The organism is Bacillus sp. SCT118 (assembly GCF_058566435.1).
On sequence record NZ_CP191225.1, the window covers coordinates 1920703 to 1947092 of the forward strand.

General features: G+C 42.7%; 37 protein-coding genes. 29 read left to right on the plus strand and 8 right to left on the minus strand.

Annotated elements, in window-relative coordinates; translation table 11 throughout:
• Nucleotides 1-10 precede the first annotated feature (10 nt).
• The 6 genes from ACQVGT_RS10050 to ACQVGT_RS10075 all read left to right on the plus strand — a co-directional run bounded on the left by ACQVGT_RS10050 (nt 11) and on the right by ACQVGT_RS10075 (nt 4025).
• Nucleotides 11-262 carry a YpmP family protein gene (locus tag ACQVGT_RS10050; protein WP_004399020.1) on the plus strand — a complete coding sequence of 84 codons (252 nt, stop codon included), beginning with the start codon at nt 11-13 and terminating at the stop codon, nt 260-262.
• Between the two features lie 147 nt (nt 263-409).
• Nucleotides 410-991, plus strand: a complete 582-nt coding sequence (scuA, locus tag ACQVGT_RS10055; protein ID WP_014477121.1) for a cytochrome c oxidase assembly accessory protein ScuA — start codon at nt 410-412, stop codon at nt 989-991.
• A 77-nt stretch (nt 992-1068) separates the two neighbouring features.
• Nucleotides 1069-1836, plus strand: coding sequence for an SGNH/GDSL hydrolase family protein (locus tag ACQVGT_RS10060; protein WP_015383905.1), 768 nt, complete (start codon nt 1069-1071; stop codon nt 1834-1836).
• A gap of 9 nt (nt 1837-1845) precedes the next feature.
• Nucleotides 1846-2409, plus strand: coding sequence for a YpmS family protein (locus tag ACQVGT_RS10065; RefSeq protein ID WP_015383904.1), 564 nt, complete (start codon nt 1846-1848; stop codon nt 2407-2409).
• Between the two features lie 12 nt (nt 2410-2421).
• Nucleotides 2422-2616, plus strand: coding sequence for a protein YpmT (ypmT, locus tag ACQVGT_RS10070; protein ID WP_003230808.1), 195 nt, complete (start codon nt 2422-2424; stop codon nt 2614-2616).
• 71 nt (nt 2617-2687) lie between these two features.
• Nucleotides 2688-4025, plus strand: coding sequence for an MATE family efflux transporter (locus ACQVGT_RS10075; RefSeq protein ID WP_015383903.1), 1338 nt, complete (start codon nt 2688-2690; stop codon nt 4023-4025).
• 49 nt (nt 4026-4074) lie between these two features.
• Here the strand turns inward: ACQVGT_RS10075 and ACQVGT_RS10080 are convergent, their stop codons facing one another.
• On the minus strand, nt 4075-4500 hold the full coding sequence (locus tag ACQVGT_RS10080; RefSeq protein ID WP_004398634.1) for a MarR family transcriptional regulator: 426 nt from the start codon (nt 4498-4500) through the stop codon (nt 4075-4077).
• A gap of 131 nt (nt 4501-4631) precedes the next feature.
• On the opposite strand from ACQVGT_RS10080, the gene msrA reads away from it, so the two are divergent.
• Together msrA and msrB are read left to right on the plus strand one after the other, a co-directional pair.
• The gene (gene msrA / locus ACQVGT_RS10085) at nt 4632-5165 is read left to right on the plus strand and encodes a peptide-methionine (S)-S-oxide reductase MsrA (RefSeq protein WP_014477117.1); all 534 of its coding nucleotides are present in this window, start codon (nt 4632-4634) and stop codon (nt 5163-5165) included.
• Nucleotides 5166-5600, plus strand: coding sequence for a peptide-methionine (R)-S-oxide reductase MsrB (msrB, locus tag ACQVGT_RS10090; RefSeq protein ID WP_014480061.1), 435 nt, complete (start codon nt 5166-5168; stop codon nt 5598-5600).
• A 43-nt stretch (nt 5601-5643) separates the two neighbouring features.
• On the opposite strand, the gene ACQVGT_RS10095 is transcribed toward msrB, so the two are convergent.
• Nucleotides 5644-6669: an SDR family NAD(P)-dependent oxidoreductase gene (locus ACQVGT_RS10095; RefSeq protein WP_014477115.1), complete on the minus strand. Its 1026-nt coding sequence runs from the start codon at nt 6667-6669 to the stop codon at nt 5644-5646.
• 368 nt (nt 6670-7037) lie between these two features.
• Between ACQVGT_RS10095 and ACQVGT_RS10100 the strand changes: the two genes are divergently transcribed.
• A complete protein-coding gene (locus tag ACQVGT_RS10100; protein WP_015483350.1) occupies nt 7038-8186 on the plus strand; it encodes a phytase in 1149 nt (382 codons plus the stop codon).
• 70 nt (nt 8187-8256) lie between these two features.
• Here ACQVGT_RS10100 and cgeB read toward each other — a convergent pair whose 3' ends face one another.
• Together cgeB and cgeA are read right to left on the minus strand one after the other, a co-directional pair.
• Nucleotides 8257-9210 (minus strand): spore maturation protein CgeB, encoded by a 954-nt coding sequence (cgeB, locus tag ACQVGT_RS10105; RefSeq protein ID WP_041517905.1) that lies wholly within the window; start codon nt 9208-9210, stop codon nt 8257-8259.
• Between the two features lie 6 nt (nt 9211-9216).
• A complete protein-coding gene (cgeA, locus tag ACQVGT_RS10110; RefSeq protein WP_015383900.1) occupies nt 9217-9618 on the minus strand; it encodes a spore crust protein CgeA in 402 nt (133 codons plus the stop codon).
• Between the two features lie 204 nt (nt 9619-9822).
• Here cgeA and cgeC point away from each other — a divergent pair, with 204 nt between their 5' ends.
• The 14 genes from cgeC to yodN all read left to right on the plus strand — a co-directional run bounded on the left by cgeC (nt 9823) and on the right by yodN (nt 20253).
• Nucleotides 9823-10128 (plus strand): spore maturation protein CgeC, encoded by a 306-nt coding sequence (gene cgeC, locus ACQVGT_RS10115; RefSeq protein WP_014477111.1) that lies wholly within the window; start codon nt 9823-9825, stop codon nt 10126-10128.
• A 64-nt stretch (nt 10129-10192) separates the two neighbouring features.
• Entirely contained in the window at nt 10193-11473 is a 1281-nt protein-coding gene (cgeD, locus tag ACQVGT_RS10120; protein WP_015383899.1) for a spore maturation glycosyltransferase CgeD, read from the plus strand.
• 28 nt (nt 11474-11501) lie between these two features.
• Nucleotides 11502-12281, plus strand: a complete 780-nt coding sequence (cgeE, locus tag ACQVGT_RS10125; protein WP_015383898.1) for a spore maturation N-acetyltransferase CgeE — start codon at nt 11502-11504, stop codon at nt 12279-12281.
• Between the two features lie 43 nt (nt 12282-12324).
• Nucleotides 12325-12474: a YjcZ family sporulation protein gene (locus tag ACQVGT_RS10130; RefSeq protein WP_015251877.1), complete on the plus strand. Its 150-nt coding sequence runs from the start codon at nt 12325-12327 to the stop codon at nt 12472-12474.
• The gene (locus tag ACQVGT_RS10135; RefSeq protein ID WP_015483349.1) at nt 12468-12623 is read left to right on the plus strand and encodes a hypothetical protein; all 156 of its coding nucleotides are present in this window, start codon (nt 12468-12470) and stop codon (nt 12621-12623) included. The genes ACQVGT_RS10130 and ACQVGT_RS10135 overlap by 7 nt, the downstream gene beginning before the upstream one ends.
• Nucleotides 12604-13938, plus strand: coding sequence for an aspartate aminotransferase family protein (locus tag ACQVGT_RS10140; RefSeq protein ID WP_015383897.1), 1335 nt, complete (start codon nt 12604-12606; stop codon nt 13936-13938). Before ACQVGT_RS10135 ends, ACQVGT_RS10140 begins: the two co-directional genes overlap by 20 nt.
• Nucleotides 13939-13944: 6 nt before the next feature.
• A complete protein-coding gene (locus tag ACQVGT_RS10145; RefSeq protein ID WP_015383896.1) occupies nt 13945-14634 on the plus strand; it encodes a CoA transferase subunit A in 690 nt (229 codons plus the stop codon).
• Entirely contained in the window at nt 14619-15272 is a 654-nt protein-coding gene (locus tag ACQVGT_RS10150; RefSeq protein ID WP_015383895.1) for a 3-oxoacid CoA-transferase subunit B, read from the plus strand. The genes ACQVGT_RS10145 and ACQVGT_RS10150 overlap by 16 nt, the downstream gene beginning before the upstream one ends.
• A gap of 8 nt (nt 15273-15280) precedes the next feature.
• Nucleotides 15281-16591, plus strand: coding sequence for a peptidase (locus ACQVGT_RS10155; RefSeq protein ID WP_080109043.1), 1311 nt, complete (start codon nt 15281-15283; stop codon nt 16589-16591).
• The gene (gene ablB / locus ACQVGT_RS10160) at nt 16569-17396 is read left to right on the plus strand and encodes a putative beta-lysine N-acetyltransferase (RefSeq protein WP_015483347.1); all 828 of its coding nucleotides are present in this window, start codon (nt 16569-16571) and stop codon (nt 17394-17396) included. The genes ACQVGT_RS10155 and ablB overlap by 23 nt, the downstream gene beginning before the upstream one ends.
• Before the next feature lie 28 nt (nt 17397-17424).
• Nucleotides 17425-18840: a lysine 2,3-aminomutase gene (kamA, locus tag ACQVGT_RS10165; protein ID WP_004399420.1), complete on the plus strand. Its 1416-nt coding sequence runs from the start codon at nt 17425-17427 to the stop codon at nt 18838-18840.
• A complete protein-coding gene (locus ACQVGT_RS10170) occupies nt 18837-19115 on the plus strand; it encodes a YokU family protein (RefSeq protein WP_004399539.1) in 279 nt (92 codons plus the stop codon). Before kamA ends, ACQVGT_RS10170 begins: the two co-directional genes overlap by 4 nt.
• An 86-nt stretch (nt 19116-19201) precedes the next feature.
• Nucleotides 19202-19426 carry a YozE family protein gene (locus ACQVGT_RS10175; RefSeq protein ID WP_003231160.1) on the plus strand — a complete coding sequence of 75 codons (225 nt, stop codon included), beginning with the start codon at nt 19202-19204 and terminating at the stop codon, nt 19424-19426.
• Nucleotides 19427-19572: 146 nt separating this feature from the next.
• The gene (gene yodN, locus ACQVGT_RS10180) at nt 19573-20253 is read left to right on the plus strand and encodes a germination protein YodN (RefSeq protein ID WP_014477102.1); all 681 of its coding nucleotides are present in this window, start codon (nt 19573-19575) and stop codon (nt 20251-20253) included.
• Here yodN and ACQVGT_RS10185 read toward each other — a convergent pair.
• On the minus strand, nt 20250-20393 hold the full coding sequence (locus ACQVGT_RS10185; RefSeq protein ID WP_003231164.1) for a hypothetical protein: 144 nt from the start codon (nt 20391-20393) through the stop codon (nt 20250-20252). The two genes, yodN and ACQVGT_RS10185, sit on opposite strands and share 4 nt — an antisense overlap.
• Before the next feature lie 118 nt (nt 20394-20511).
• Between ACQVGT_RS10185 and ACQVGT_RS10190 the strand changes: the two genes are divergently transcribed.
• From ACQVGT_RS10190 to yodL, 3 genes are all read left to right on the plus strand, one after another.
• Nucleotides 20512-20688 carry a YozD family protein gene (locus tag ACQVGT_RS10190; RefSeq protein ID WP_003231166.1) on the plus strand — a complete coding sequence of 59 codons (177 nt, stop codon included), beginning with the start codon at nt 20512-20514 and terminating at the stop codon, nt 20686-20688.
• A gap of 77 nt (nt 20689-20765) precedes the next feature.
• The gene (gene pgpB, locus ACQVGT_RS10195; RefSeq protein WP_015483346.1) at nt 20766-21377 is read left to right on the plus strand and encodes a phosphatidylglycerophosphatase PgpB; all 612 of its coding nucleotides are present in this window, start codon (nt 20766-20768) and stop codon (nt 21375-21377) included.
• Nucleotides 21378-21437: 60 nt separating this feature from the next.
• The gene (yodL, locus tag ACQVGT_RS10200; RefSeq protein ID WP_004399431.1) at nt 21438-21752 is read left to right on the plus strand and encodes a shape determination protein YodL; all 315 of its coding nucleotides are present in this window, start codon (nt 21438-21440) and stop codon (nt 21750-21752) included.
• 39 nt (nt 21753-21791) lie between these two features.
• On the opposite strand, the gene ACQVGT_RS10205 is transcribed toward yodL, so the two are convergent.
• The gene (locus tag ACQVGT_RS10205; RefSeq protein ID WP_003231174.1) at nt 21792-21917 is read right to left on the minus strand and encodes a hypothetical protein; all 126 of its coding nucleotides are present in this window, start codon (nt 21915-21917) and stop codon (nt 21792-21794) included.
• Between the two features lie 201 nt (nt 21918-22118).
• Between ACQVGT_RS10205 and deoD the strand changes: the two genes are divergently transcribed.
• Entirely contained in the window at nt 22119-22820 is a 702-nt protein-coding gene (gene deoD, locus ACQVGT_RS10210) for a purine-nucleoside phosphorylase (RefSeq protein WP_003241589.1), read from the plus strand.
• A gap of 82 nt (nt 22821-22902) precedes the next feature.
• Nucleotides 22903-23724 (plus strand): LD-carboxypeptidase LdcB, encoded by an 822-nt coding sequence (gene ldcB, locus ACQVGT_RS10215; protein WP_046340243.1) that lies wholly within the window; start codon nt 22903-22905, stop codon nt 23722-23724.
• Between the two features lie 70 nt (nt 23725-23794).
• On the opposite strand, the gene ACQVGT_RS10220 is transcribed toward ldcB, so the two are convergent.
• Nucleotides 23795-24046 carry a hypothetical protein gene (locus ACQVGT_RS10220; protein WP_014477099.1) on the minus strand — a complete coding sequence of 84 codons (252 nt, stop codon included), beginning with the start codon at nt 24044-24046 and terminating at the stop codon, nt 23795-23797.
• Between the two features lie 87 nt (nt 24047-24133).
• Nucleotides 24134-24835: a class I SAM-dependent methyltransferase gene (locus ACQVGT_RS10225; protein WP_015483344.1), complete on the minus strand. Its 702-nt coding sequence runs from the start codon at nt 24833-24835 to the stop codon at nt 24134-24136.
• Between the two features lie 152 nt (nt 24836-24987).
• Here ACQVGT_RS10225 and ctpA point away from each other — a divergent pair, with 152 nt between their 5' ends.
• On the plus strand, nt 24988-26388 hold the full coding sequence (gene ctpA, locus ACQVGT_RS10230; RefSeq protein ID WP_015383887.1) for a carboxy-terminal processing protease CtpA: 1401 nt from the start codon (nt 24988-24990) through the stop codon (nt 26386-26388).
• Nucleotides 26389-26390: the final 2 nt, after the last annotated feature.

Consider the following 26390-nt stretch of genomic DNA (forward strand, 5'->3'; position numbering starts at 1 on the left):
GATTGATAGCTTGTTACTCAAAAGCCTAGAGTTCAAACGCGGTGACGGGATTCAGGTGAAAGTGACAGAAATACCTGTATTAAAGGAAGATGAGCACTATTTCTTTATGTTACATCACCATTTGCAATTCTACTTAAAAGAAGTGTTTTCATCAAACAGCAGGGCAAAAGTGTATTCTTTCCGACATTATATGAAGCGCCGGATGAAGTGGGCAGATTATCAGGCTGTATTTCATCAAGAGGTGTTAAAGCACAACGCGTAACATGCCGTTTTTTACCTGCATGCCCTCCTTTGTAATCGTTAATGGGGAGGCATGCAGGATTTTTTTTGCTCAGTATCGAATACAAACATGGGACAGTAAGGACGGTTTTAGAAAGCGTTTTTATGTTGGCTGGAAAGGGTGGATGTCATGAAGGTTATCAAGGGGTTAACGGCTGGGCTGTTTTTTCTGTTTTTGTGTGCATGCGGAGGACAGCAGATTAAAAATCCGCTTAATTACGAGGTGGAGCCTTTTACATTTCAAAACCAAGACGGCAAGAACGTTTCTTTAGAGAGTTTAAAAGGAGAAGTATGGCTGGCGGATTTTATTTTTACCAATTGTGAAACTATATGTCCGCCAATGACCGCTCATATGACTGATCTGCAAAAAAAACTGAAAGCCGAAAATATAGATGTCCGCATCATATCATTTAGTGTTGACCCAGAAAACGATAAGCCGAAACAGCTGAAGAAATTTGCCGCAAATTATCCATTATCTTTTGATAACTGGGATTTTCTCACGGGATACAGCCAGAGTGAGATTGAGGAGTTTGCACTTAAGAGCTTTAAAGCGATCGTAAAGAAGCCGGAGGGAGAGGACCAAGTGATTCATCAATCTTCTTTTTATTTGGTAGGTCCGGACGGTAAGGTGCTGAAAGATTACAATGGAGTAGAGAATACACCGTACGATGATATCATTTCCGATGTGAAGTCAGCCAGTACACTCAAGTAAGCTAGAAGACTAGGCATTTGCAAATCTTCTAAAACATGATACACTTTCCACTAGTAGAATGGGAAGGAGCAACAAGATTGAAGCTGCGCATTTTTTCAATCATGGCCAGTTTGATTTTGCTTCTTACTGCGTGTACGAGCATACGTACATCATCTGAGGGAAAACAAAAAGCCCATGAAACGAAAACAAAAGAACACATTGTCATAGCGGCTGTCGGAGATTCGCTGACAGAAGGAGTCGGAGATCCCGACGAAAAGGGATATGTCGGCAAGGTGGCGGATTCTATCCGGTCAGATAAACAAGTCAAAACGGTCGACGTGAAAAATTATGCTGTAAAAGGGAACCGTTCGGATGATTTATTAGAAAAACTAAAAGATAAAAAGGTTCAAAAAGGCATAAAGGACGCAGATTATGTCTTTTTTACAATTGGCGGTAATGATTTGATGAAAATCCTTCGCCAAAACTTTCTGCAATTAACCGTTGAACCGTTTCAGGAAGCGGAAAAACCGTACGAAAAGCGCTTTGAAAAAATCATTTCTGAAATTCGCGAGCTGAATGATCACGCTGAGCTGATTTATGTCAGCATGTACAATCCGTTTACGTTTACATTATCAGAACTAAATGAAATAAATGGTGTCGTCACGGATTGGAACCATATTGCTGAAAAAGAGCTGAAAAAAGATAAACATGCAAAAATCATTCATATCGAAGATTTGTTCAATCAAAAAAGTGACAGCAGCCGAATTTCTGAGGAAGATGATTTTCATCCTAATGGTACGGGTTATTCTCTTATCGCAAAGCGCGTCTATCAAGCCATTAAAAAAGAAGGATTACCGAAAGAGTAGGGTGACAGCATGAATAAGTGGAAGCGACTGTTTTTTATATTGCTTGCAATCAATTTTATCCTCGCCGCCGGGTTTTTGGCACTTGTTTTGCTCCCGGGGGAACAGGCTCAGGTGAAGGATTCATCTGAGAGCGAGTATGGATTTCAAGTGACAAGCACAAAAGAATCATTAGCTGCGTTTGTTAACTCATATTTAAACGACAAAGCATCAAACAAGCTTGATTATAAAGTAGAGATTGATGATGATGTTCATGTCGCAGGGAAAATCAAGGCATTTTCCACGTCTATTGATGCGTTTATCGCTTTTGAGCCGACCGTGAAAAAAAACGGTGATGTAGAGCTGAATGTCACGAAATTTTCGTTAGGGAAATTGAGTATACCAATTAGCTTTGTGTTAAATTATATGGACAGCTTTTATGAATTGCCGTCATTTGTCCATGTTCACCCCGGAGATAAAAGCATTGAAGTGCGTTTGTCAGAAATGCCTTTAACGAATGGAATGTATGTCAAAGCGGATAAGATAAATTTAGAAAAAGATGAAATTGAGTTTTCCTATTACCATCCTAAACAATAGAGGTGACTGAAAATGAAACGGATTTACCAGTATTTCAGTTTATTATCCTTTACATTTTCCCTGTACTTCGGCTGGCTTGCTTATCATCATCTGGCCGCTGAAGACATGGATCAAATGTATTTGAATGTTTCCTATTGTGCCTTGTTTCTAAGTGTGATGGTGTTTACATTCGGTATGCGAGACCGAAAAAAAACCGATAAGTCATGAAAAAAGAGACATGAAACAACGTCTCTTTTTTCGTGCGGTCCGAAGAAAATTTGAGAACACAAGGAGAAAAGATGAAAGCATACGATTTTACACAGGGGAACGTGCTGAAACAGCTTGTACTGTTTTCAATGCCTATTATGCTTGGAAACGCATTGCAGGTTTCCTTTCAATTTATAGACAGCTTGTGGATCGGCAATTTACTGGGGGCAAAAGCCCTTGGGGCAGCCGCGGTATCAAGCACGATTGTTTTGACCGTGCTGTCTTTTATTTTGGGTCTTAACAATGCGACGTTAACAATTTTATCTCAGCAAAAAGGAAAAGATGATGTAAAAGGAATGGCGTCGTATATTAACGCTTTTGTTGTTTTATTAACAGGCCTAAGCATTGGATTTGGCGTTGCCGGTTTTTTTCTCTCAGAGCTTCTGCTGCGTCTTCTAAAAACGCCGGAGTCAATGATACCGCTTGCTGAGGCGTATTTACAGATTCAATTTATCGGCATTTTATTTTTGTTTGGTTATAACTTTATCAGTACTGTGCTTCGTGCGCTGGGCGACAGCAAGACACCTCTCCGGTTTATTGCGTTTGCTGTTGTACTGAATACAGTGCTTGCGCCGCTCTTTATTTCTGTGTTCCGCATGGGAATAGCGGGAGCAGCTTATTCAACGATTTTGTCACAGGGCATTGCGTTTCTGTATGGGTTGTTTTATGTCATCAAACACAAGCTTGTGCCATTCTCGATTCCGAGAATGCCCAAGTGGGAAGAGTCCGCGCTGATTTTGAAACTCGGGATTCCGGCAGGTCTGCAGATGATGGTGATTACAGGCGGTATGATGGCGATTATGAGTGTTGTCAACTCATACGGGGATCACGTGGTATCAGGCTTTGGCGCGGTGCAGCGGCTTGATAGCATCATCACGCTTCCAGCAATGGCTGCCGGTACGGCCGTCAACAGTATGGCAGGGCAAAATATTGGAATCGGAAACGAAAAAAGAGTGGGAACAATTGCAAGGCTGGGTGTGATGGCTGTTATTTCCTGCATGCTGGTGATTGCGGTTATGATTTGGGTATTTGGTAAATATCTCATAAGGTTATTTATCAGTGAGCCTGATGCGGTCGCATTTGGTGAACAATATTTGAAGTGGATCGCATTTTTCTACCCTTTTATTGGGATTAATTTTGTGCTGAACGGAATCGTCAGGGCCGCGGGAGCGATGTTGCAGGTTCTGGTATTAAATTTGATCTCGTTTTGGGTGTTGAGATATCCTTTCACAGCTCTATTTTCAGCTTGGCTTGGACAAAAAGGAATCGGGCTTGGAATCGGAATGAGTTTTTTATTTAGCAGCTGCGCGGCATTTTTGTATTATAGATATGGCCGCTGGAAAGCAATGAAGCTGTTTACTGAAAAATAAGTGAAGCACTGCGAAAAGCACATACCTATATATCGGTATGTGCTTTTTTTTACCGTTTTTTATCAAGTTTGCTGAAGAGCTCGATTAACGTGGCAAGTTCAGCATCAGTGTAGCAGTCAAAGCGTTTAAAGAAATATTCCGTTTTTTTCTCGTTAAAGTGCTGAAGGACTTTTTCGCCCGCTTCAGTGATATGAATGCGGATGATGCGTCTGTCTTCCTTCGATCTGATTCTCGTAATCCATTCCTTTTCTACCAGCGCATCGGTCACAGCCGTAATGTGGCTTGCCGATACCTCTAAAATAGGCGCAAATTCAGTGACTTTTTTAGGCCCTTGTTCACTGAGGATCCGAAGAATGGTGAATTCATTCCGCGACAGCTCTTTATCTAAAATTTCATTGATTTCATTGCGTATTTGTTTAAAGACTTTACGGAGTAAAGTTTCCATATCGTACATCATCTGTGTTCTTACTTTCAAATTTGTGAACCTCCATTACATAAGCATATTGCTTAAAACCTATAGATTTTATTGAAAAGCAGAATCATTTTCATTCTATTTTTACATGCTATAATATAATAATACCACGTATTAACAAAGGAGGCACCAGTATGTCTGAAAAAAAAGAAATCGCCACATTTGCAGGAGGCTGTTTTTGGTGTATGGTTAAACCTTTTGACGAACAGCCGGGAATTGAAAAAGTGGTGTCCGGGTATACAGGCGGCCATACTGAAAACCCTACGTATGAAGAGGTGTGCAGTGAAACGACGGGACATCGTGAAGCCGTTCAAATCACGTTTAATCCTGATGTATTCCCTTATGAAAAACTGCTTGAATTATTTTGGCAGCAAATCGATCCGACAGATGCCGGGGGGCAGTTTGCTGATCGCGGCAGCTCCTATCGCGCAGCCATTTTTTATCATAATGATAAACAAAAGGAGCTTGCGGAAGCTTCCAAGCAACGTCTGGCGGAAAGCGGCATCTTTAAAGATCCGATTGTAACGGACATTTTAAAAGCTGAACCTTTCTATGAAGCGGAAGGCTACCATCAGCATTTTTATAAAAAGAATCCAGCACATTATCAGCGCTACCGGACAGGTTCCGGACGAGCGGGATTTATCAGCGAGCATTGGGGGGCTAAATAAATGGCGTACAATAAAGAAGAAAAAATAAAATCATTAAATCGTATGCAATATGAAGTAACGCAAAATAACGGCACGGAGCCGCCATTTCAAAATGAATATTGGGATCATAAGGAAGAAGGCTTGTATGTAGACATTGTGTCAGGCAAGCCATTGTTTACATCCAAGGATAAATTTGATTCCCACTGCGGCTGGCCAAGCTTTACAAAGCCGATTGAAGAAGAAGAAGTGGAAGAAAAACTGGACACGAGCCACGGCATGATTCGCACAGAAGTAAGAAGCCGAACTGCTGATTCTCATCTTGGCCACGTATTTAATGACGGACCGGGGCCAAACGGACTTCGTTACTGCATAAATTCAGCAGCGCTGCGGTTTGTTCCGAAGCATAAGCTAAAAGAAGAAGGATACGAAAGCTATCTGCATCTCTTTAATAAATAAAGTGTTAAAAACAGGCCTGCCTAATGGATAGACAGGCTTGTTTTTATGCCTTTTTCTCTTGATGCAATTCTTCAATAATCTGAGCAATTCTTTCTTTCGTAATAAGCGGGGCTTGATCTGATTGATACCCAGGCAGATTGACTTTGCGAAAGTCAGGATGTTTTTCCGGCTCTGGAAGGATCGCATAAAGATTGCCCCATTCATACAGTGATTCAATTTCATGTGGAGATGTTAATTCTTCGTGAAGCTTTTCACCTGGACGCTTGCCCACTTCTACTGCAGCCGGCCGCGGGAGCCCGTGCTGCGATGCATATTCTTCAAACCCATGAATCAGTTCTTCAAGTTTCAGTGATTCCATCTTGAAAATAAAGGTTTCTCCGCCTTTTGTAATAGCAGCCGATTGTAATGTTAATGTAGCTGCATCGTCTATTGACATGAAAAATCTGGTCATGTTTTTGTCTGTGATGGTCAGAGGTTCACCCTCCATCATCTGTTCAAATAATATGGGGATGACCGAACCTCTGGAACCGAGAACATTTCCAAAGCGGACCGAACAAAACAAGGTTCCTTTGTTTTGGACGTGGCGGTTTGCTTGATGAAACAGCTTTTCAGATAACAGCTTGGTGGCCCCCATTGTGTTCACAGGAGATACAGCTTTATCCGTACTGATATTAATGACATGCTGCACTCGGTGTGAAAGGGCAGCTTCCACCACATTTTGTCCGCCGATGAGATTGGTCTGGATCGCTTCAAATGGATGGTCCTCACATGTCGGAACCTGTTTCAGCGCAGCCGCGTGAAAGACGATATCGACGCCTTTCATCACCTGATTCACCCTTCTGTGATCGCGTACATCTCCGAGTACAAATAATAGCCGCTTATCCTCCGCATACTTTTGGCTCATGACATACTGTTTACTGTCGTCTTTGCTGAATACAATCACCTGTTTAGGTGTAAGCAGCAAAAGGCGTTTGACAATTTGACTCCCGATTGAACCCGTTCCGCCAGTGACTAAAACTGTTTTGTTATGGAAAAATGGTTTTAGTTCTGCTGTTTGCTGTTTAGGCATGGCTTATCCTCCAACTCTCGTTTCTCTACCATGCATCATATGTTCAACTTTGTAATCGAATTAATGAAAGCAACCAATAAAACAAAATTTAGGGGAATGATCATGTCACAAAGTGTTCTTTTTTAATAGAAAATGGAAAAACGGACGTAACTAGGGAACAACAAAACTAAATAAACAATGTACTAAATATTCAACATATTTTTATTTCGCTCCTCAAAAGCAAACCAGACAAAGTCCATCTCACGTACCACTTTGGGGAAAAGTTGTTTGAGTCAGAAACCCTATAAAAAAAGGTTCATTTTCCTCACGGTAATCACCTGTATATATTTTACAATAGTAGTGATGGTGATAAAAGAGGAGGGTACCAAATGAAGGTTTCAAAAACAATGCTGCTAAGCACTGCCGCGGGTTTATTGCTTAGCCTGACAGCAACCTCGGTGTCGGCTCATTATGTGAATGAGGAACATCATTTCAAAGTGACTGCACACACGGAGACAGATCCGGTCGCATCTGGCGATGACGCAGCAGATGACCCGGCCATTTGGGTTCATGAAAAACACCCGGAAAAAAGCAAGTTGATTACGACAAATAAGAAGTCAGGGCTCGTCGTGTATGATTTAGACGGAAAACAGCTTCATTCTTATGAGTTTGGCAAGCTCAATAATGTCGATCTGCGCTATGATTTTCCATTGAACGGCGAAAAAATTGATATTGCTGCCGCATCCAACCGGTCCGAAGGAAAAAACACAATTGAAGTATATGCAATAGACGGGGATAAAGGAAAATTGAAAAGCATTACAGATCCGAAACATCCTATTTCCACCAATATTTCTGAGGTTTATGGATTCGGCCTGTATCACAGCCAGAAAACAGGAGCATTTTACGCATTAGTGACAGGCAAACAAGGGGAATTTGAGCAGTATGAAATTGTTGATGGTGGAAAGGGTTATGTAACAGGGAAAAAGGTGCGTGAATTTAAGTTGAATTCTCAGACCGAAGGCCTTGTTGCGGATGATGAGTATGGGAACCTATACATAGCAGAGGAAGATGAGGCCATCTGGAAATTTAACGCTGAGCCCGGCGGAGGGTCAAAGGGGCAGGTTGTTGACCGTGCGACAGGAGATCATTTGACAGCTGATATTGAAGGACTGACAATCTATTATGCACCAAATGGCAAAGGATATCTCATGGCTTCAAGTCAAGGAAATAACAGCTATGCAATGTATGAACGGCAGGGGAAAAATCGCTATGTAGCCAACTTTGAGATTACAGATGGCGAGAAGATAGACGGTACTAGTGACACGGATGGTATTGATGTTCTCGGTTTCGGACTTGGCCCAAAATATCCGTACGGGATTTTTGTGGCGCAGGACGGCGAAAATATCGATAACGGACAAGCCGTCAATCAAAATTTCAAAATTGTATCGTGGGAACAAATTGCACAGCATCTCGGCGAAATGCCTGATCTTCATAAACAGGTAAATCCGAGGAAGCTGAAAGACCGTTCTGACGGCTAGAATAGAAAGCAGCTTGTACAGCTGCTTTTTTCTATGAATAAAAAAATCGTTCATAGCAATGAACGATTTTTCAAGAAAGCGCCAGATGAATCGCTTTTAGTTTTGCAGGAAGCTCATCAAACGTAAATGCGGGTACGGTCTCTTTATAATTGGCTGCTGCAGCTTTTTGCCGTTCTTCAGGGTGGTTGATATAGAAAGCGGCTTTTTCCTTAAAGTCGTTCATGCCGTGATAAGAAATAAAGGATGAAAAAGGATGCGCCGCGGGTAAATCTGTTAATTGAAATGCTTCGCATGCAGCGATATCAAACGTTCGGTTATTAAAACTGGCATTTTTGATGCGCATAGTATTTTGGTTGAAAGCAAAATGATAGGGACGATGCGCATTAATTACGATGTCTGCCCCATTATAATAATGAACGGCCTGTTCGGGTGGAACCCATGTGCTGACGATATCAATATGCGGCTGTTTGAGCACTTTTTTAGGCAGATATTTTCTCCATTCCTTGCCGATTACCCGAACCGTGAATGGCAGATGGACCGCTTCTTTCATAAGCTGAACCCGATTAGGGTAAGGGTAGCCGATGATTAACAGATTTGAATGATAGGAATGTTCGGTGCCCATTTTTTTAAACAGCCGATGATTAACTGGTATCGGAACATAATAGACGTGCTGGTAGCCGAGCCCTTGATAATAGAGAGCGGCATTTTGTTCAATCGTTAATATGGCGTCAGCGAGCTTGATTACCTGTAGGCTGATATCCATATAAAATGGGTCTTCGGTCAGCCAAACATATACGGGGATACCCTTACCCTTTAACCAGGTCAGCCAGTCGTGAGGAACGCGGTCTCCAACCATCAAGAGTGCGAAGTCCGGCTGAAACGTTTCGATCTTCACCAAAGTTTCTGCTTCAAGTGTATCTGCAGACATATACTCTGTATGAGTGTTCCGAAAACATTCTTCAGCCCAGCGATTAAAATAACAATATATTCCTCCGTATCCCGACTGGATATACAACACTTTCATCGGATGTTATGAAAAGAACGTAACGCTTTCTACTTTGTCTACATCAATTAATGTTGTAGCTTGGCCTGCTGGAGTGACGGAGCTTTCCTGTGTTACAAATACGATCCCGTGAACCTGATCGAAAGCAACGAAGACAACCGGCCCGATCATGTCTCCCGAATCGGTTACAATGCTGATTGTCGTGCCTGGCGTAACTCTGGCGAAAATCCATCTTGCCGGAAGGGAAGGGTCTAAAAGAGATTCTGCCGTAACCGTCTCACTTTCATCTACTCTTTGATCGATGGCAGCTTCAAGCAAGTCTTTAAGATTACTATCCATGTTTTCTCCTCCTTCTGTTGCAGTTGGAAATAAAGGGCTTAAAACGGCTTTAATTAAATCCTTTTTTAACTGTGCATTTTTAGAGCTCATTACACACACCTCCTATTCGATAGTGAACTCACGTTAATCATATTCTTCCGGCTGTTATTTGGTATGAGTCGAACGCCGTACCTGATCTATTTTTCATCTATTTAAGGAAAATGCTGATTTTTTAATGGAGTGGACATAGCCTATACCATAAATCGAAGTCGCACATATTGTGAAACAGAGATAAGGATAAGGGAGAGGGATGATTTGGATTTAGAGAAACAAGTGGATCGAGAAGAAAACCAAGATGAACTGCATTTTATTTTGCTTTTGCTGATTCTGCTGATACGTCAATCGTCTTCTGAAGGAAATCCATCTGACCTCAGACGCCAGCTTGTTTTTGCAAAAGAGCTGGGCGTACCGGTTTCAAAAGTCAATTTGATCAACGGAGATACACTTCAAAATGTCATCGTAAAAGAAGTTCTGACTGATTTGGTTATTTTCCAAAACCCGTTAAATAACACGAGATCTCATGTTTCACTCTCAAGTGTTGTAAGCTGGGGTGCTTTTTAAATGATGCCAGAGGCTCTGCTTGCTGCGGAGCCGTTTTTATGTTTGACGGCGGGAGGCGGTATAGATGGGAGAGAAAGTGTCTATTATTTTAACAAGTTACAACAAACCCGATTATTTGCAAAAAGCGATCGAAAGCGTGATACAGCAAACGCATGATCTTTGGGAGCTTTTTATCATGGATGATCATTCGAATGCAGAAACAACTGCGGTGATTCACAAGTATCTCCATGACCGGCGCATTCAATACCATAACAGTTTCGTGCATCCTGCAGATCGATTAAAAACAGCCCGTTATGCCACATTAATTAACAGTGCGCTCCCATTTACAGACGGCGATTACATTTCCTATCTTACTGACGACACTGTTTATCATCCTGAGCGGCTGAGCCGTATGGTGCAAGAGTTTTCACATAAGCCTGAAGCGCAGGCGGTCTTTTCAAAACAAAAAGTTGTACATGTAAACGAAAGGGGAGAGGAAATCTCACATTTCTACAGAAATGCCAATGCAGTGCTTGATCAGGCCGCTTTTCAAGTTGATCATTGCTCCGTCATGCATCGCCGTTCGTTACTTAATCTCATCCACCATAAATTTGGAGGATATTGGGATGATGATATGAAGCATTGGAATCATGGCGACGCAATTTTTTGGGCGAGACTCAACAACTTTACCCCATTTCTGCCGATAAATGAAGTATTAGACACAACCTATAAAACCCCAGATTCATTTCAAAATGCATATCGGTTTCTGCCCGCCGATTTGATTGACGGCTCTTTTGTAAAAGGTTCAGATCAAAATGTGTATTTTTTTGATCAGGGTGTAAGGCATCCTGTTGGAGAAAAGTGGGGTTTTTTGTATCTAAATCGGACTGTCGCTGTTCCAGACCCATATTTATTCCAATATAGGATTGGCAAAATTTTAAACATTCCGAATTATATTTTAGTAAAGGAAGCTGACCATCCTGCAATATTTTATATCGAGGCCGGAAAAAAAAGGCGAATTGTGGACCAGTATGCGTTGCAATTTTATCAATTTCAAAGAAAAGACATAGTGACAATTGGAAAAGAAGAGATGGAGACGCTTCCGGAAGGGCCGCCGATTACGTGGAAACGATCTGAATTGATCAAAAATCCGCCTGGCCGACGTCTGTTTTTCATCGAACGCGAGCCGTTTTTGTTTCTAAACGGCGTCTTTCACCCGATTAGTGAACAAGTAACAAGGAAGTTTTTTTTACATCAGAAGCCAATCTCCGCTTCTTTCCGAAATATTCAGCAATTTCCAATTGGAAAGCCGTTTTATCCGGTGTACGATGAGATTATAAAGAAATTGAATATTGCAACAGAGTAAAGGTATAGGTCATAAAAAGGAGACGTTCATGACAGGACATTATTCAAAAACGGAACATCAATATATATTGTTAACGTCTGAATCGGCATCGTTTGATCATTACAGCGTATACAGAGATCCGCAGCTTCCGCAAATTTTTTCTCATAACTTTGTTCAGCTCCATGATACGTTTCCATTGGAGCGGTTACTTAACTTTTTACCCTCCGTACCAAAGCTGCTTGATGCGAATTATCTCCATTTAAAAGCGTCGCCGCAGCATGTTTTTCCGCTCGGTTTGAAGCAGTCGCTTGTAAAAAGCGGTTTTGTCGTCGAGGATGAGCTACTATATGACATGAAGCTTAGTGACTGGAAGGGGCAGATGGGACATCCTTTAACCGCATGGGGGACGGCGAAAAGTCTTAGCGACGGATCTTCTATTATGAAAATTTACGATTCCATTTATATTGGAGAAGCAATCGCTGAACAAAAATTAAAAAGAAAATATCCTTTCTATGAAGCAGGTATAATCATTCTTGTTGTTTGTTACAGCGACCAGGCACAGAAAGTTCCCATTGGGTGCGGCGAGCTGTTTATCGATCATCAAGAGAAAACGGCTAAAATCGAAGAAGTGGCAATTTTAGATCAGTTTCAAAGGAAGGGCTACGGCAGTATCTTAGTGAAAGAAATGCTGTCCATCGCCAAATCACTAGGAATGGAAGCAGCCTACTTAGTGGCTGCAAGCACTGACGGTGCAACTCAGTTTTACGAAAAGCTGACGTTTAAAAAATATGAGCGGGTGCATACTGTATTTCATTATTTCCTTACATGAAATAGGCGTTTGCACAAACCATTTGGGACTTGGCCCGCATAAAATGCCGTATATCGTGATAAGAAAGGATGAAAACAGTATGTATGGATACTCTGGGTACGGTTACGGATTTGGCTGCGGGACAAATACATTTGTGTTAATTGTTGTCTTGTTCATTTTATTAATTATTGTTGGAGCCGCTTTTATTTGCTAGATGCTGAAATTCCAAAAGAGCCTTCCCTATTAGGAAGGCTCTTTTTATGTGAAAAAGTTTTTGCGGGGAACGTCATGCCGCCATTTGGACACTCATACAATATGGTAAAAGAGGTTTTGAGGTGGGAGCATGAGCAGTTATTTGATTAAGCCAGAGCTTAGCTCGGCCTATCCGGTTGTCAGTTATGCGAAGGGTTCATATGTTTATGATCAGACCGGAAAAAAATATCTCGACGGCTCGTCAGGTGCGGTGACATGTAATATCGGCCACGGAGTTCGTGATGTGACTGAGAAGCTGAAAGAACAGCTTGATCAGGTGTCTTTTGCTTACCGCTCACAGTTTACGAGTGAGCCCGCCGAGCAATTAGCCGCTCTCTTGGCACAGGAGCTGCCTGGAGACGTGAATTGGTCTTTTTTTGTCAACAGCGGATCAGAAGCGATAGAAACAGCTATGAAAATCGCCATTCAGTATTGGCAGGAAAAAAAGCAACCACAAAAATCCATCTTTTTGTCTCGATGGAGCAGTTACCACGGAATAACTTTGGGAGCGCTTTCATTGTCTGGTTTTTATGAAAGGAGATACCGGTTCACCCATCTCATTGAGCGGTATCCAGCTATCTCAGCTCCACATATTTATCGGCTGAATCATGAGACGGAAGAAGACTTTGTTCAGACTGCAGCTGATGAACTGGACACTATGATCAAAAGAATCGGAAGCCAATTCATCGCCGGCTTTGTGGCTGAGCCTATTATTGGTGCTGCAGGAGCAGCGATTACTCCGCCTCCGGGATATTATGAGAGATTAAGTGAGGTATGCCGCACACACGATGTGCTTTTTATTGCAGATGAAGTGATGACGGGGCTTGGGAGAACAGGAAGGATGCTCGCGACAGAGCATTGGGACACCGTACCTGATATTGCTGTACTGGGGAAGGGACTCGGTGCGGGGTATGCGCCTATTGCAGCTGCCGTCGTATCTGATTCTATTATTGAAACGATAAAACAAGGGTCAGGTGTGATTATGAGCGGTCACACATATAGTGCACATCCCTATTCAGCCAAAGCTGCTCTTGAAGTTTTGCGATATGTGTTAAAGCACGGCTTGATCAAACAATCAGAAAAAAAGGGCGCTGTGCTGAAGAAAACGCTTGATGAGGCGGCATCTCAAAGCGGCATTATAGGTGATGTGCGCGGAAAAGGACTGCTATTAGGCGTTGAATTTGTAGCAGACCAAAAAAAGAAGAAAATATTCCCGCCAGAGCAGGCGGTAACTCAGATTATTGTCAGCGAGGCGAAAAAACGCGGGCTGATTGTTTATCCTTCCAAAGCTGGAATAGACAGTGGAGAAGGAGATGCTGTCATTATTGCTCCTCCTTTTACCATTTCAGACGGTGAAATGGAAGAGCTTATCTCTATTTTTTCAGAAACTGTTGCAGCGGTCGAAAAAAACTTAAAAAAGGATTGACATTAAATGGCGCCATTTCAAAAAGCAATCAGCATGGACACAGCAATTGCAGATGTTCGGGATGGATCGGTTCTGATGTTTGGCGGTTTTGGGGGAGTCGGGTCGCCTCCTTCATTGATTGAAGCGATATTGGACAGCGGTGTAACGGATTTAACTGTGATTTGCAATGACGCCGGTTTCCCGGATATCGGGATCGGCCCGCTTATTGTTAATCAACGGGTCAAAACCCTGATCGCCTCGCATATCGGTTCCAATCCTGTAGCCGGAAAACAGATGACAGAGGGGACGTTAGAGGTTCAATTTTCACCTCAGGGAACGCTTGCGGAACGGATTCGCGCCGGCGGAGCGGGGCTTGGCGGTATTTTAACCGATGTGGGCATTGATAATCCAATGGTTTGCGAAAAAAAGGACATCGTAACAGTGGCGGGAAAACGATACTTGATTGAAGAGGCGTTGACGGCTGATTTTGCTTTCATCAATGCTTACATTGCAGATGAATTCGGCAATCTAACGTATGACAAAACCGCGCGCAATATGAATCCGCTTATGGCAATGGCCGCCAGGAGAACCTTTGCCGAAGCTGAGCGTATCGTTCCGAAAGGTGAGATTTCTGAAGAAATGATTGTCACACCGGGGGTTTTTGTTGAGGGGGTTGTACGAAGCGAGGGAGTGAAGTGGAAATGGGCTTGGGAGTAGCAGAAAGAGAACAGATTGCAAAACGGGCTGCTACTGAAATTAAGCAGGGCATGATTGTGAATCTCGGTATCGGTATCCCATCCTTGGTACCGAACTTTTTGCCGCCTGACATGCAGGTCATGTTTCAAGCGGAAAACGGTGTCCTTGGCATTGGAGAAAGTCCCGAAAAGGGAGAAGAGGATGCGCATTTATGCAACGCTGCGGGATATCCTGTCCGCGCTGTAAAAGGGGCGTCTTATTTTGATACAACCATGTCTTTTGCGATGATCAGAAAAGGCAAAATTGACATTACGATTTTAGGCGCCCTGCAGGTGAGCCAATCAGGAGATTTGGCAAATTGGCTTGTTCCGGGAAAAAAGGTGCCTGGTATGGGCGGGGCGATGGAGCTTGCCCAAAAAGCGAAAAAAGTGGTTGTCGTCATGAGTCATACAGATCAAAAGGGAAGGCCTAAATTAACAGAAAGATGTACGCTGCCATTAACTGCTGCAGGCTGTGTAGATTTGATTATTACCGAAAAAGCGGTTCTTGAGGTCGATAGCCATCACTTCATTTTAAAAGAGCTGATGAATGGCTCGACAATTGATGAGGTGACGAGGCTGACAGAAGCTGAAATCAAAATAGATATGCCTTTTTCTTAAAAGGGGGAATGAGGATGCAAGACATTGAAAGAAAAGTAATCGGGTGGCTTGATCAGCATTCGGCCAAAGCCATTCGTCTTCTCAAAAGGCTGATTGGGGAAAAAAGCACATTGGGGTCAGAGTTTAACGCCCAAGCTGTTGTGCTTGAAAAGCTGCGGCAATTTCATATGGACATTGATGTATGGGAGCCAAGCATAAAGCAATTAAAACAGCATCCCTACTTTAAATCTAACCGATCCGATTTTCATGAGAGCCCGAATATCGTGGCTAAAAAAACGGGAGCCGGCGGAGGCAGGTCCCTGATTTTGAACGGCCATATCGATGTTGTGCCTGAAGGAAGCGTAAAGGATTGGAAGTATGAACCGTATCAAGCTGTCGAAGAAAACGGTAAAATATACGGCCGCGGCTCAACGGATATGAAGGGAGGCAATACAGCCCTTCTTTTTGCTTTAGAAGCCCTGCACGCCTGCGATGTCAAACTGAAGGGAGATGTATTGTTTCAGAGTGTTGTAGATGAAGAGTGCGGCGGCGCCGGTACACTGTCCGCCATCATGAGAGGCTATCGTGCTGACGGGGCGCTGATTCCTGAACCGACGAATATGAAACTATTTATTAAGCAGCAGGGTTCGATGTGGTTTCGGATCACTGTGAAGGGATTATCCGCACATGGGGGCACACGCTACGAAGGGGTAAGCGCGATTGAAAAAAGCATGCACGTTATCACAGCGATACAAGAGCTGGAGAAAGTCCGCAATGCGAGAATTTCAGATCCGCTGTATGACAATATCCCAATACCGGTACCGGTGAATATCGGCACCATCTCGGGCGGTGCCTGGCCATCTTCAGTTGCAGACCGTGTCGTCATAGAAGGGAGATGCGGAATTGCTCCCCATGAGAAACCAGAAGCTGTAAAACTTGAATTGGAAAACTGGCTGAAGGATTTAGAATACCATGACGAATGGTTTAAACGCCATCCCGTACAAGTCGAATGGTTTGGGGCTCAATGGCTGCCGAATGATTTACCTGATAATCACCCTTTAATTTCTGTGCTGCAATCAGCCTATCAAAAAATGAAACAGACAGAGCCGATTATTGAGGCTTCTCCGTGGGGAACGGATGGGGGGCTTTTGTACCATGCAGGAGATACACCAGTAATCGTTTTCGGGCCGGGGGAAACAAAAACGGCTCATCAGGCCAATGAATACATTGAGGTTGAAGCCATGATAGAATCTGCTAAAATTATTGCACTTTTTGTCATGGATTGGTGCGGGCTTCATACAGATGGGGAGGATGCGGATGCTCAAGTCAATAAAGAGTAGCGGTGTCACAGCAGTTTTGGACCATGACGGCTTTAATAAACGAATCAGAGTGGTCCGTTATGACGGAGCCATTGAGAAGGCCCTGCCGGATATCGTGGCAGCGGCAAAAGAAGAGAATGCAGAAAAAATCATTGTCTATGCGAAGCAGCATGATGAGTCAATCCTTGCCAAGCAATTATTTACGCCGGAGGGTTATCTAAAGGGCTATTATCTCGGCTATTCGGCTTGTGTCATGGTACGTTACCTTTCAGAAAGCCGGAGACAAACAGATTCTTATACAGAGGAACAGGAGATCATCGAAGCCATATATCGCACAGCGCCCCGTCTTCACAACGACAGTACACCCGTTTTTACGATGAGAAAAGCAGAAACAAACGACATGTACCAGCTATCGATGCTGTATAAAAAAGTATTCCGCACGTACCCAACCCCGGTATTTGACCCCGCTTATATTGAAAAGACGATGAATGCAAATACGGTGTATTATATCATGCTTGATCATGACCGCCTGATCAGCGCAGCAAGCGCAGAAATCAATCCAGAGCTTGGGCATGCAGAAATAACCGATTGCGCTGTGCTGCCGGAATATCGCGGCCATTCGTTAACAAGCTTTTTAATCGAGGCGTTAGAAAAAGAAATGGCTGGAAAGGATATCTTTCATGTGTTTTCTCTCGCCCGTGCTTCGTCTTTTGGGATGAATGCTGTGTTGTACCATTCAGGTTATCAGTATGGCGGAAGGCTGATCAATAATTGCTTTATAGCCGAAGGCCTTGAAAACATGAATATTTGGTGCAAGCAACTGTAAGTCAAAATATGCGCGAGGAGGAGTTCGTTTGAAAAACAAATGGTATAAACCGAAACGGCATTGGAAGGAGATCGAGTTATGGAAGGACGTTCCGGAAGAGAAATGGAACGATTGGCTTTGGCAGCTGACACACACTGTAAGAACGTTAGATGATTTAAAGAAAGTCATCAATCTGACCGAGGATGAAGAGGAAGGCGTCAGAATTTCTACCAAAACGATCCCCTTAAATATTACACCTTACTATGCTTCTTTAATGGACCCCGACAATCCGAGATGCCCGGTACGCATGCAGTCTGTACCGCTTTCTGAAGAAATGCACAAAACAAAATACGATCTGGAAGACCCGCTTCATGAGGATGAAGATTCACCGGTACCCGGTCTGACACACCGCTATCCCGACCGTGTGCTGTTTCTTGTCACGAATCAATGTTCCATGTACTGCCGCTACTGCACAAGAAGGCGCTTTTCCGGACAAATCGGAATGGGAGTCCCCAAAAAACAGCTTGATGCTGCAATTGCTTATATCCGGGAAACACCTGAAATCCGCGATTGTTTAATTTCAGGCGGTGATGGGCTGCTCATCAACGACCAAATTTTAGAATATATTTTAAAAGAGCTGCGCAGCATTCCGCATCTGGAAGTCATCAGAATTGGAACAAGAGCGCCCGTCGTCTTTCCGCAGCGCATTACCGATCATCTGTGCGAGATATTGAAAAAATATCATCCGGTCTGGCTGAACACCCATTTTAACACAAGCATCGAAATGACAGAAGAATCCGTTGAGGCATGTGAAAAGCTGGTGAACGCGGGAGTGCCGGTCGGAAATCAGGCTGTCGTATTAGCAGGTATTAATGATTCGGTTCCAATTATGAAAAAGCTCATGCATGACTTGGTAAAAATCAGAGTCCGTCCTTATTATATTTACCAATGTGATCTGTCAGAGGGAATCGGGCATTTCAGAGCTCCTGTTTCCAAAGGTTTAGAGATCATTGAAGGGCTGAGAGGTCATACCTCAGGCTATGCGGTTCCTACCTTTGTCGTTGACGCACCAGGCGGCGGCGGTAAAATCGCCCTGCAGCCAAACTATGTACTGTCACAAAGTCCTGACAAAGTGATCTTAAGAAATTTTGAAGGTGTGATTACGTCATATCCGGAACCAGAGAATTATATCCCCAATCAGGCAGACGCCTATTTTGAGTCTGTTTTCCCTGAAACCGCTGACAAAAAGGAGCCGATCGGGCTGAGTGCCATTTTTGCTGACAAAGAAGTTTCGTTTACACCTGAAAATGTAGACAGAATCAAAAGGAGAGAGGCATACATCGCAAATCCGGAGCATGAAACATTAAAAGATCGGCGTGAGAAAAGAGATCAGCTTAAAGAAAAGAAATTTTTGGCGCAGCAGAAAAAACAGAAAGAGACTGAATGCGGAGGGGATTCTTCATGAAAACATGCGAGTGGTGCGGCGAGCTTGAAGCGGTGCCCGGCAGGAACACGGTGTACTGGGAGCTCCCTGATGGAACGAGGGCTATAGAACTGACAGACACCCCTGCCATGGTATGTTCTTCCTGCGGTATGACTTATCAAGAGGAAAACACGGTTAAGGAGATTGAGGATCAGCTGCTTTTAATTCAAACAAAAAAACTACCTGAAAGCCTGACATATCAACAGCTCATGGAGACAGAAAGAATTTTGAAACGCAACTATTTTGACTTCTCCTGAGTCATGTTTCAGTATTCTTTTGTTGTAATTTTACACTTGAACTGTATAATAGAACAACAAAAGACAGACACCAGGAGGGGAAACCCATGAAATCCTTTTATCACTATTTATTGAAATACAGACACCCTAAGCCGAAGGACAGCATCAGTGAATTTGCCAATCAGGCGTATGAGGATCACAGCTTTCCAAAAACATCAACCGATTATCATGAAATCAGTTCATATTTGGAGCTGAATGCTGATTACCTTCACACGATGGCGACGTTTGATGAAGCTTGGGATCAATACGAGTCTGAAGTGCACGGCAGATAATAGCTGTTTCATCCGCAGATCACTGCGGATTTTTTATGTCTCCCATGCCATAATTGGATATTTCCTTTGGTTTTCATGCCCATGCGAATTGGCTTCACCCGGCATACGATAGCGTATGAGAAATGTTGCGGCGAGGGGGAGACACCATGAAGCAAAATAAACCGAAATTCCAAGTAGGGGATATCGTAGTCGTCATTATGTATGGAACAGTCGGCACCATCACAAAAGTACACCAAATTGATAAACACTATCTTTATGAAGTCAATCATAACGAAGTTTTATACTTTGAATCATCTATTCAGCTTTATAAAGATTATGAGGGTGTCATTGTCGACATGGAGAAGCTTGATATTGAGTATGAATTCCTTATTGGGGACGTTGTTTATGTAAAAGACTATGGAAAAGAACTCTTTCGCATTATCGGCCATAGAACAGAAATTTGGAGATATTTAGAAGATGGCTGGGAAGATATCATTTATGAGCTGACCCGTTTAAAGGATGGAGAGTGGCTTGAAACGGAGGAAGAGGATCTCACGCTGGTGCTTAGAAAATATGAAATGGACCAGTTTGTGCATCAGCTGTTGTTTGTCCATTATGTCGGAGAAACTGGCCATGAGATCGGCGAAGATATCGCATCGTCTGCTCTTCTTCAGTTTGAAGGCGATGATGAAGATCAAGATACCCTTCACATCCTTGCTGTGTCAATTGTTGATGAGCTTCTGGATATTTATAATGACTACAAAATTCTGTACGAAATGTTTCAGGATGAAGAATATAAAGACATGATGATGTTTGTTTTGGAAAGTTTAAAAGAGCATTTCAGTTAGTTTGTGAACATACGGATCAAGACATATAAAAAATATGGCAGACAGCCCCAAATCATCACACGCGTCATTCCTTTGAGCGTTTTTTCCATTATGATATCAAATCTTTCTCCGTCCAGTGCTTCCATCATTTTAGCAATCATAGCGTCAGCCTCCCATGGCTCGTTTTTTATTCAATATATGACTGAAAGAATTGTTTAGAACACCGGGTATAATTCAGCCTGTTTTTTCATAAAACATAAAAAAGGAGGCGGTACGGAGATGAAAGAAATAGATCTTGTGATTGATACGGAAGAAATCGCTGAATTTTTTTACAGAGAGCTTGCAAGACGGGGCTACATACCGAGTGAGGATGAGCTGTTTGAAATCGCTGATATTACCTTTGATTATTTGATAGAAAAATGTATGATAGATGAAGAGCTGGATGAAGATGAGTGAGGCTTAAAACCGGAGCGGTCAGCTCCGGTTTTATTATTCATGTTCTATGACTTTTGAAAAAATTGAGGTGGTTGAAATTGTACAAGCCCGTTAGTTTGTTTCTTTTCTTTCTCATTCTAGCTGCGGCCATTCATACAAATGCTGTTCAATCTGCAGATGAAGCAATAAGCAGGGCAGCTGTTTTGATCCGTCAGCCATGGCTTAATGAAGTCATGACGGGGATCACGCATCTTGGTGCTTCTTCTTTTCTGCTCCCTCTAATTGTCATCATTGGAGCAGGCCTGTTTTTCTACAGAAAAACATGGGACGGCCTGTTGATGCTCTTAGTATTCGGCACAGATCGGCTGTTAAACAAAGTCTTAAAAGAATGGATCGAAAGAGTGAGGCCTGATTTTGCACCGCTGGTTCATGAATCATCCTTCAGTTTTCCGAGCGGCCATTCCATGAATGCTGCTTGTGTCTATCCTGTTATTGCTTACTTTTTAGTGAAACATCTCCCGTTTTTGTCCAAGCATAAAAAAATGGTATATATCATAGCCGGTGTAATTACTGTTTTAGTCGGCATAAGCAGAGTGTATCTGGGGGTTCATTTTGTGACAGATGTGTTAGGAGGCTTTAGCCTCGGCTTGCTTCTGTTTTTCCTAGTAAAAGGTTTTGACGAAAAGATTAAGCGGTTTCGACAAAAATAGAGAGAGGAAAACACAGCAAAAACGCCAATATGTTAAAGAAATAAAAGGGAGGGGATCTTGATGATGTTATCCGTGTTTAAAAAGAAGTCTTGTTCCTATGACGTGACAATATTTCAGACACCCCGGTTTGGCGAAAAAAAGGGCTACAGAGCCGTCTATCGAACTGAACTGAACGGGAGCGATCATCAAGACGTGCTGAAAAGAGCATTCTCTTTGTTTAATGTATTCGACACTGTTCCGAGTGATTATGATGCAAGATTCATGGCCACAGGGGACGTGATCTTGATTGATGAAGGCAGAAAAGGGAAAACATACTATCAACTGCTTCCCGCCGGCTGGAGGAAAATCAATCGTCTGATTGTACAAACGACATAATGAAAAGAAAACTGCGGAAACCCGCAGTTTTCTGCAGTTTTAAGGCTTGCGTTTGGCAGCAGAATATTCTTTCCCGTGTGCTTCTTCAGCTGCAATGATATCTTTTTCAGGTATATGATTGTTCTTTTTTTGGCCGGTGATCCGGTTGCGATGTTTTTTACCCATGTCCCACCCCTCCTTCCTGCGGTTAGGTTTTCAAATTAACACCCCGATTATCCGTTTTTCTGAGGAAGTGCCTAACAGATCCTCGAACATTTCTTTTTTCGACATATTCCTTTATAATCAATGCTGAAGTTTGTTTCATCATGACATTCGTTGTAAAATGGACGGGCTGGATGATAATTTAGATTTACAGGAGGATATGAGATGAGTGTACATATAGGTGCTGAAAAAGGACAAATTGCGGATACAGTGCTTTTGCCGGGAGATCCTCTCAGAGCAAAATTTATTGCAGAAACGTATCTTGAAAATGTAGAATGCTACAATGAAGTCAGAGGCATGTATGGATTTACGGGTACATATAAAGGTAAAAAAATCTCAGTACAAGGCACGGGAATGGGCGTTCCGTCTATTTCAATTTATGTGAATGAATTAATTCAAAGCTACGATGTGCAAAATCTAATAAGAGTCGGTTCTTGCGGCGCTATTCGAAAAGATGTCAAAGTGCGAGACGTCATTTTGGCGATGACCTCCTCAACTGATTCACAAATGAACAGAGTCGCTTTTGGAAGCATTGATTTTGCGCCTTGCGCAGATTTCGAACTTTTAAAAAATGCCTATGATGCCGCAAAGGATAAAGGTGTGCCGGTGACTGTAGGAAGCGTATTTACAGCTGACCAGTTCTACAACGACGATTCGCAAATTGAAAAACTTGCAAAATACGGTGTGCTTGGCGTTGAAATGGAAACAACTGCATTGTATACATTAGCAGCGAAGCACGGAAGAAAAGCCCTGTCAATTCTCACCGTGAGTGATCACGTATTAACAGGAGAAGAAACGACAGCGGAAGAGCGTCAAACGACATTTCATGATATGATAGAAGTGGCTTTACATTCCGTATCACAATAAAATATATCAAGAGGCGTGCTGGGTGCCGGCAGCCTCTTCTTTATGAATGCGGAAACGATTGATAAAAGGAAGGTAATGTAATATGAAAAAGTCCGGTAAATGGTTCTCACTGGCTGCCGCTCTGAGTGTAACGGCAATAGTCGGAGCCGGCTGCAGCATGTCGAACGGTGATGCTCAAAAGGATACGAAAACCACAGCAGAAACAAAGCAAACAGAACAAAAAACAGCTGACAGCAAAAAATCAAACACTCAAAACAGTGAGTTTTCATTGGAAAGCCAGTATTTCAATGATATTAAAAAAGTCGATGGTCTGGAAACCATTCAAAATCCAGAAAATGTACTCGCGCTTGTCAATAAACAATATGCACTGCCCGGAAACTATGAACCTAGCGATCTTGTCATACCTGATGTAGAGTTTTCTTTTGAAGAAAAGATTCAAAAACGTTACATCAGAAAAGAAGCGGCCGACGCATTAAAAACAATGTTCGATGCTGCCAAAAAGGAAGGCTATGAACTGGCAGCTGTCTCAGGGTACCGTTCGTATGACAGACAGAAAGTCATTTTTGACAATGAAGTAAGCCTAAAAGGGGAAAAGAAGGCAAAGGAAGCGGTCGCTTACCCGGGTGAAAGCGAGCATCAAACAGGCCTTGCGATGGACATTTCGAGCCGGAGCAATGGCTTTGAGCTAAATGAAGCGTTCGGAAGCACGGCAGACGGGAAATGGGTGCAGGACAATGCTTATAAATATGGCTTTATCATTCGCTATCCGAAAAATAAAGAAGATATCACGAAATATGAATATGAGCCATGGCATCTGCGCTATGTAGGCAAAAAAGCCGCAAAGGTCATCCAAGATAATGATTTAACGCTTGAAGAGTACTTTGAAAAAGTGAAGAAAATTTAAAATGAAAAGCCCGCTTATACTAGATAAGCGGGCTTTATTGTGTCTGGTGAATCTAGCATTTGTTCTATGCTTACCAGAAGAATAAACCAGCAAGAGCGACCCCTGTAATTAAACCGAGGGAAATACCGTAAGCTGCTCCGTATCCCCAATAACCGCCCCAATATCCGTAACCGAAACCTCTTGGCCCTCCGCCGGTCGGAGCTATAAAAACTCTGTCTCTTGTTACACGGGTAATTCTGCCGACGTGAACTCTCCCGCCTCTCTCTGTAATTCTGACGACTTTACCTTGATGGTTTTTGCAAAGATGATAATATCTCTCCAATATTGTTCCCCTCCTATCCTGACTTTCTATCAGCATATGATAGATAGGAAAAAAAGGTTGGACGAAAACAGGGGGCGATACGCCGTTTTACTTGTACGCGATAAAAATACAATGACCCATGTACTCACTATATAACTGCATGAGCTGATAATGTGTTTGAAGCGTATCGTAATAGATGGGATCAATCGTTTGCGATAAATCCATTTCTGTGGTTGGTTCAAATTCCATGTCTTCCGGAAGAAGTGTCATCGCTTCTGTTTTTTGAAAGCCATAGGATCTTAGGAGTTTATGCCATTCGCTTTCTTCATGTAAGCAAGTAAATCCGTAAAAATCCATCATTTGCTTCTTTTCTGCAGGGGGCATCGGTTTTTTTAAAGCAGCTTCGATACCAATCAGCATCCCGACGGGTTTTAAAACTCTTGAAATTTCTTGAAGAGAGGATGTCAGTCGTGAAAAACTGAGGACCGATTCTGACAGGACGCAGGAAAAGGACTCAGAAGAAAACGGGAGATGTTCCAGCTCCGCCTGATATGCAGGGATGGCAAGCCCTTCATTCGCAAATCTTTTTTTCGCTTTCTCAAGCATAATAGGATCTTTATCAACGACTGTTACAGGATACAGCAAATGTCCTAAATAAGCCGCCGTTTGCCCTGTTCCGCATCCGGCATCAAGAATCGGCTGATCCGGGGAGGGCGCAGCCTTTTGCAAGACCGCTTTTGAAAAAGCCAGCCCGCCTGGGTGCGCCCCTGCGACACCGAATAAGGACAGCATTTCTAAATATCGGCTCAATATCGAATCCTCCTTTTTCCTTATCATATGTCGTATAAAGACATAGGTTTATGAAAAGCAAAAGAAGGGCGTTTCTCTTTCATTTCTGCTCCGAGTTGACGAATAAGAATTCGTCCATGATAATAATGTAAGAAGAAAAAGGTGGTGTTTAATTGAAACGGCAATTAAAACTGTTTTTTATTGTGCTGATCACTGCAGTTGTCGCTTCGGCGCTTACTTTATTTATTACGGGCAATTCCAGTATCCTGGGCCAAAAATCAGCAAGCACAGGAGACAGCAAGTTCGACAAATTAAATAAAGCGTATGAGCAAATCAAAAGTGATTATTACCAAAAAACAGATGATGACAAATTAGTAGACGGAGCAATTAAAGGAATGATTCAATCACTGGATGATCCGTATTCTACATATATGGATCAAGAGCAAGCGAAATCATTCGACGAGACGATTTCAGCATCTTTTGAAGGAATTGGAGCCCAAGTAGAGGAGAAAGACGGAGAAATCCTTATTGTATCCCCAATTAAAGGTTCACCTGCTGAAAAAGCCGGTATCAAACCGAGGGACCAAATCATTAAGGTGAATGGAAAAAGCGTAAAAGGCATGAATGTAAATGAAGCCGTCGCTTTAATCCGAGGCAAAAAGGGCACAAAGGTGAAGCTTGAACTGAACAGAGCGGGAGTGGGGAATATCGATTTTTCCATTAAGCGCGATACCATTCCTGTAGAGACTGTCTATTCAGAGATGAAAGACAACAACATCGGAGAAATTCAAATCACTTCTTTCTCTGAAACAACAGCTAAAGAGCTGACAGATGCGATTGACAGTTTAGAGAAAAAAGGCGCCAAAGGCTATATTTTAGACTTGAGAGGCAACCCGGGCGGCTTAATGGAACAGGCGATTACGATGAGCAACCTGTTCATTGATAAAGGGAAAAACATCATGCAGGTTGAATACAAAAACGGTTCAAAAGAAGTCATGAAGGCCGAAAAAGAACGGAAAGTGACCAAGCCGACCGTCGTTTTAGTAAATGACGGTACAGCAAGCGCAGCCGAAATTATGGCCGCTGCCCTTCATGAATCGTCAAACGTACCGTTAATCGGCGAGACGACATTCGGCAAAGGTACAGTACAAACGGCAAAAGAATATGATGATGGCTCTACCGTCAAACTGACAGTTGCCAAATGGCTGACTGCTGACGGCGAATGGATTCACAAAAAAGGCATCAAGCCTCAAGTGAAAGCAGAGCTGCCTGATTACGCGAAGCTGCCGTATTTGGACGCAGATAAAACGTACAAATCAGGTGATACAGGCACAAACGTCAAAGTGGCTCAGAAAATGCTCAAAGCACTTGGTTACAAGGTAAAGATTAACAGTACGTATGACCAGGACTTTGTATCTGTCGTCAAACAGTTCCAGAAAAAAGAGAAGCTGAAAGAAACAGGCATACTGACTGGCGATACAACAACGAAATTAATGATAGAACTTCAAAAGAAGCTGTCTGATAATGATACGCAAATGGAAAAGGCAATTGAAACACTGAAAAAAGAAATGTAAAA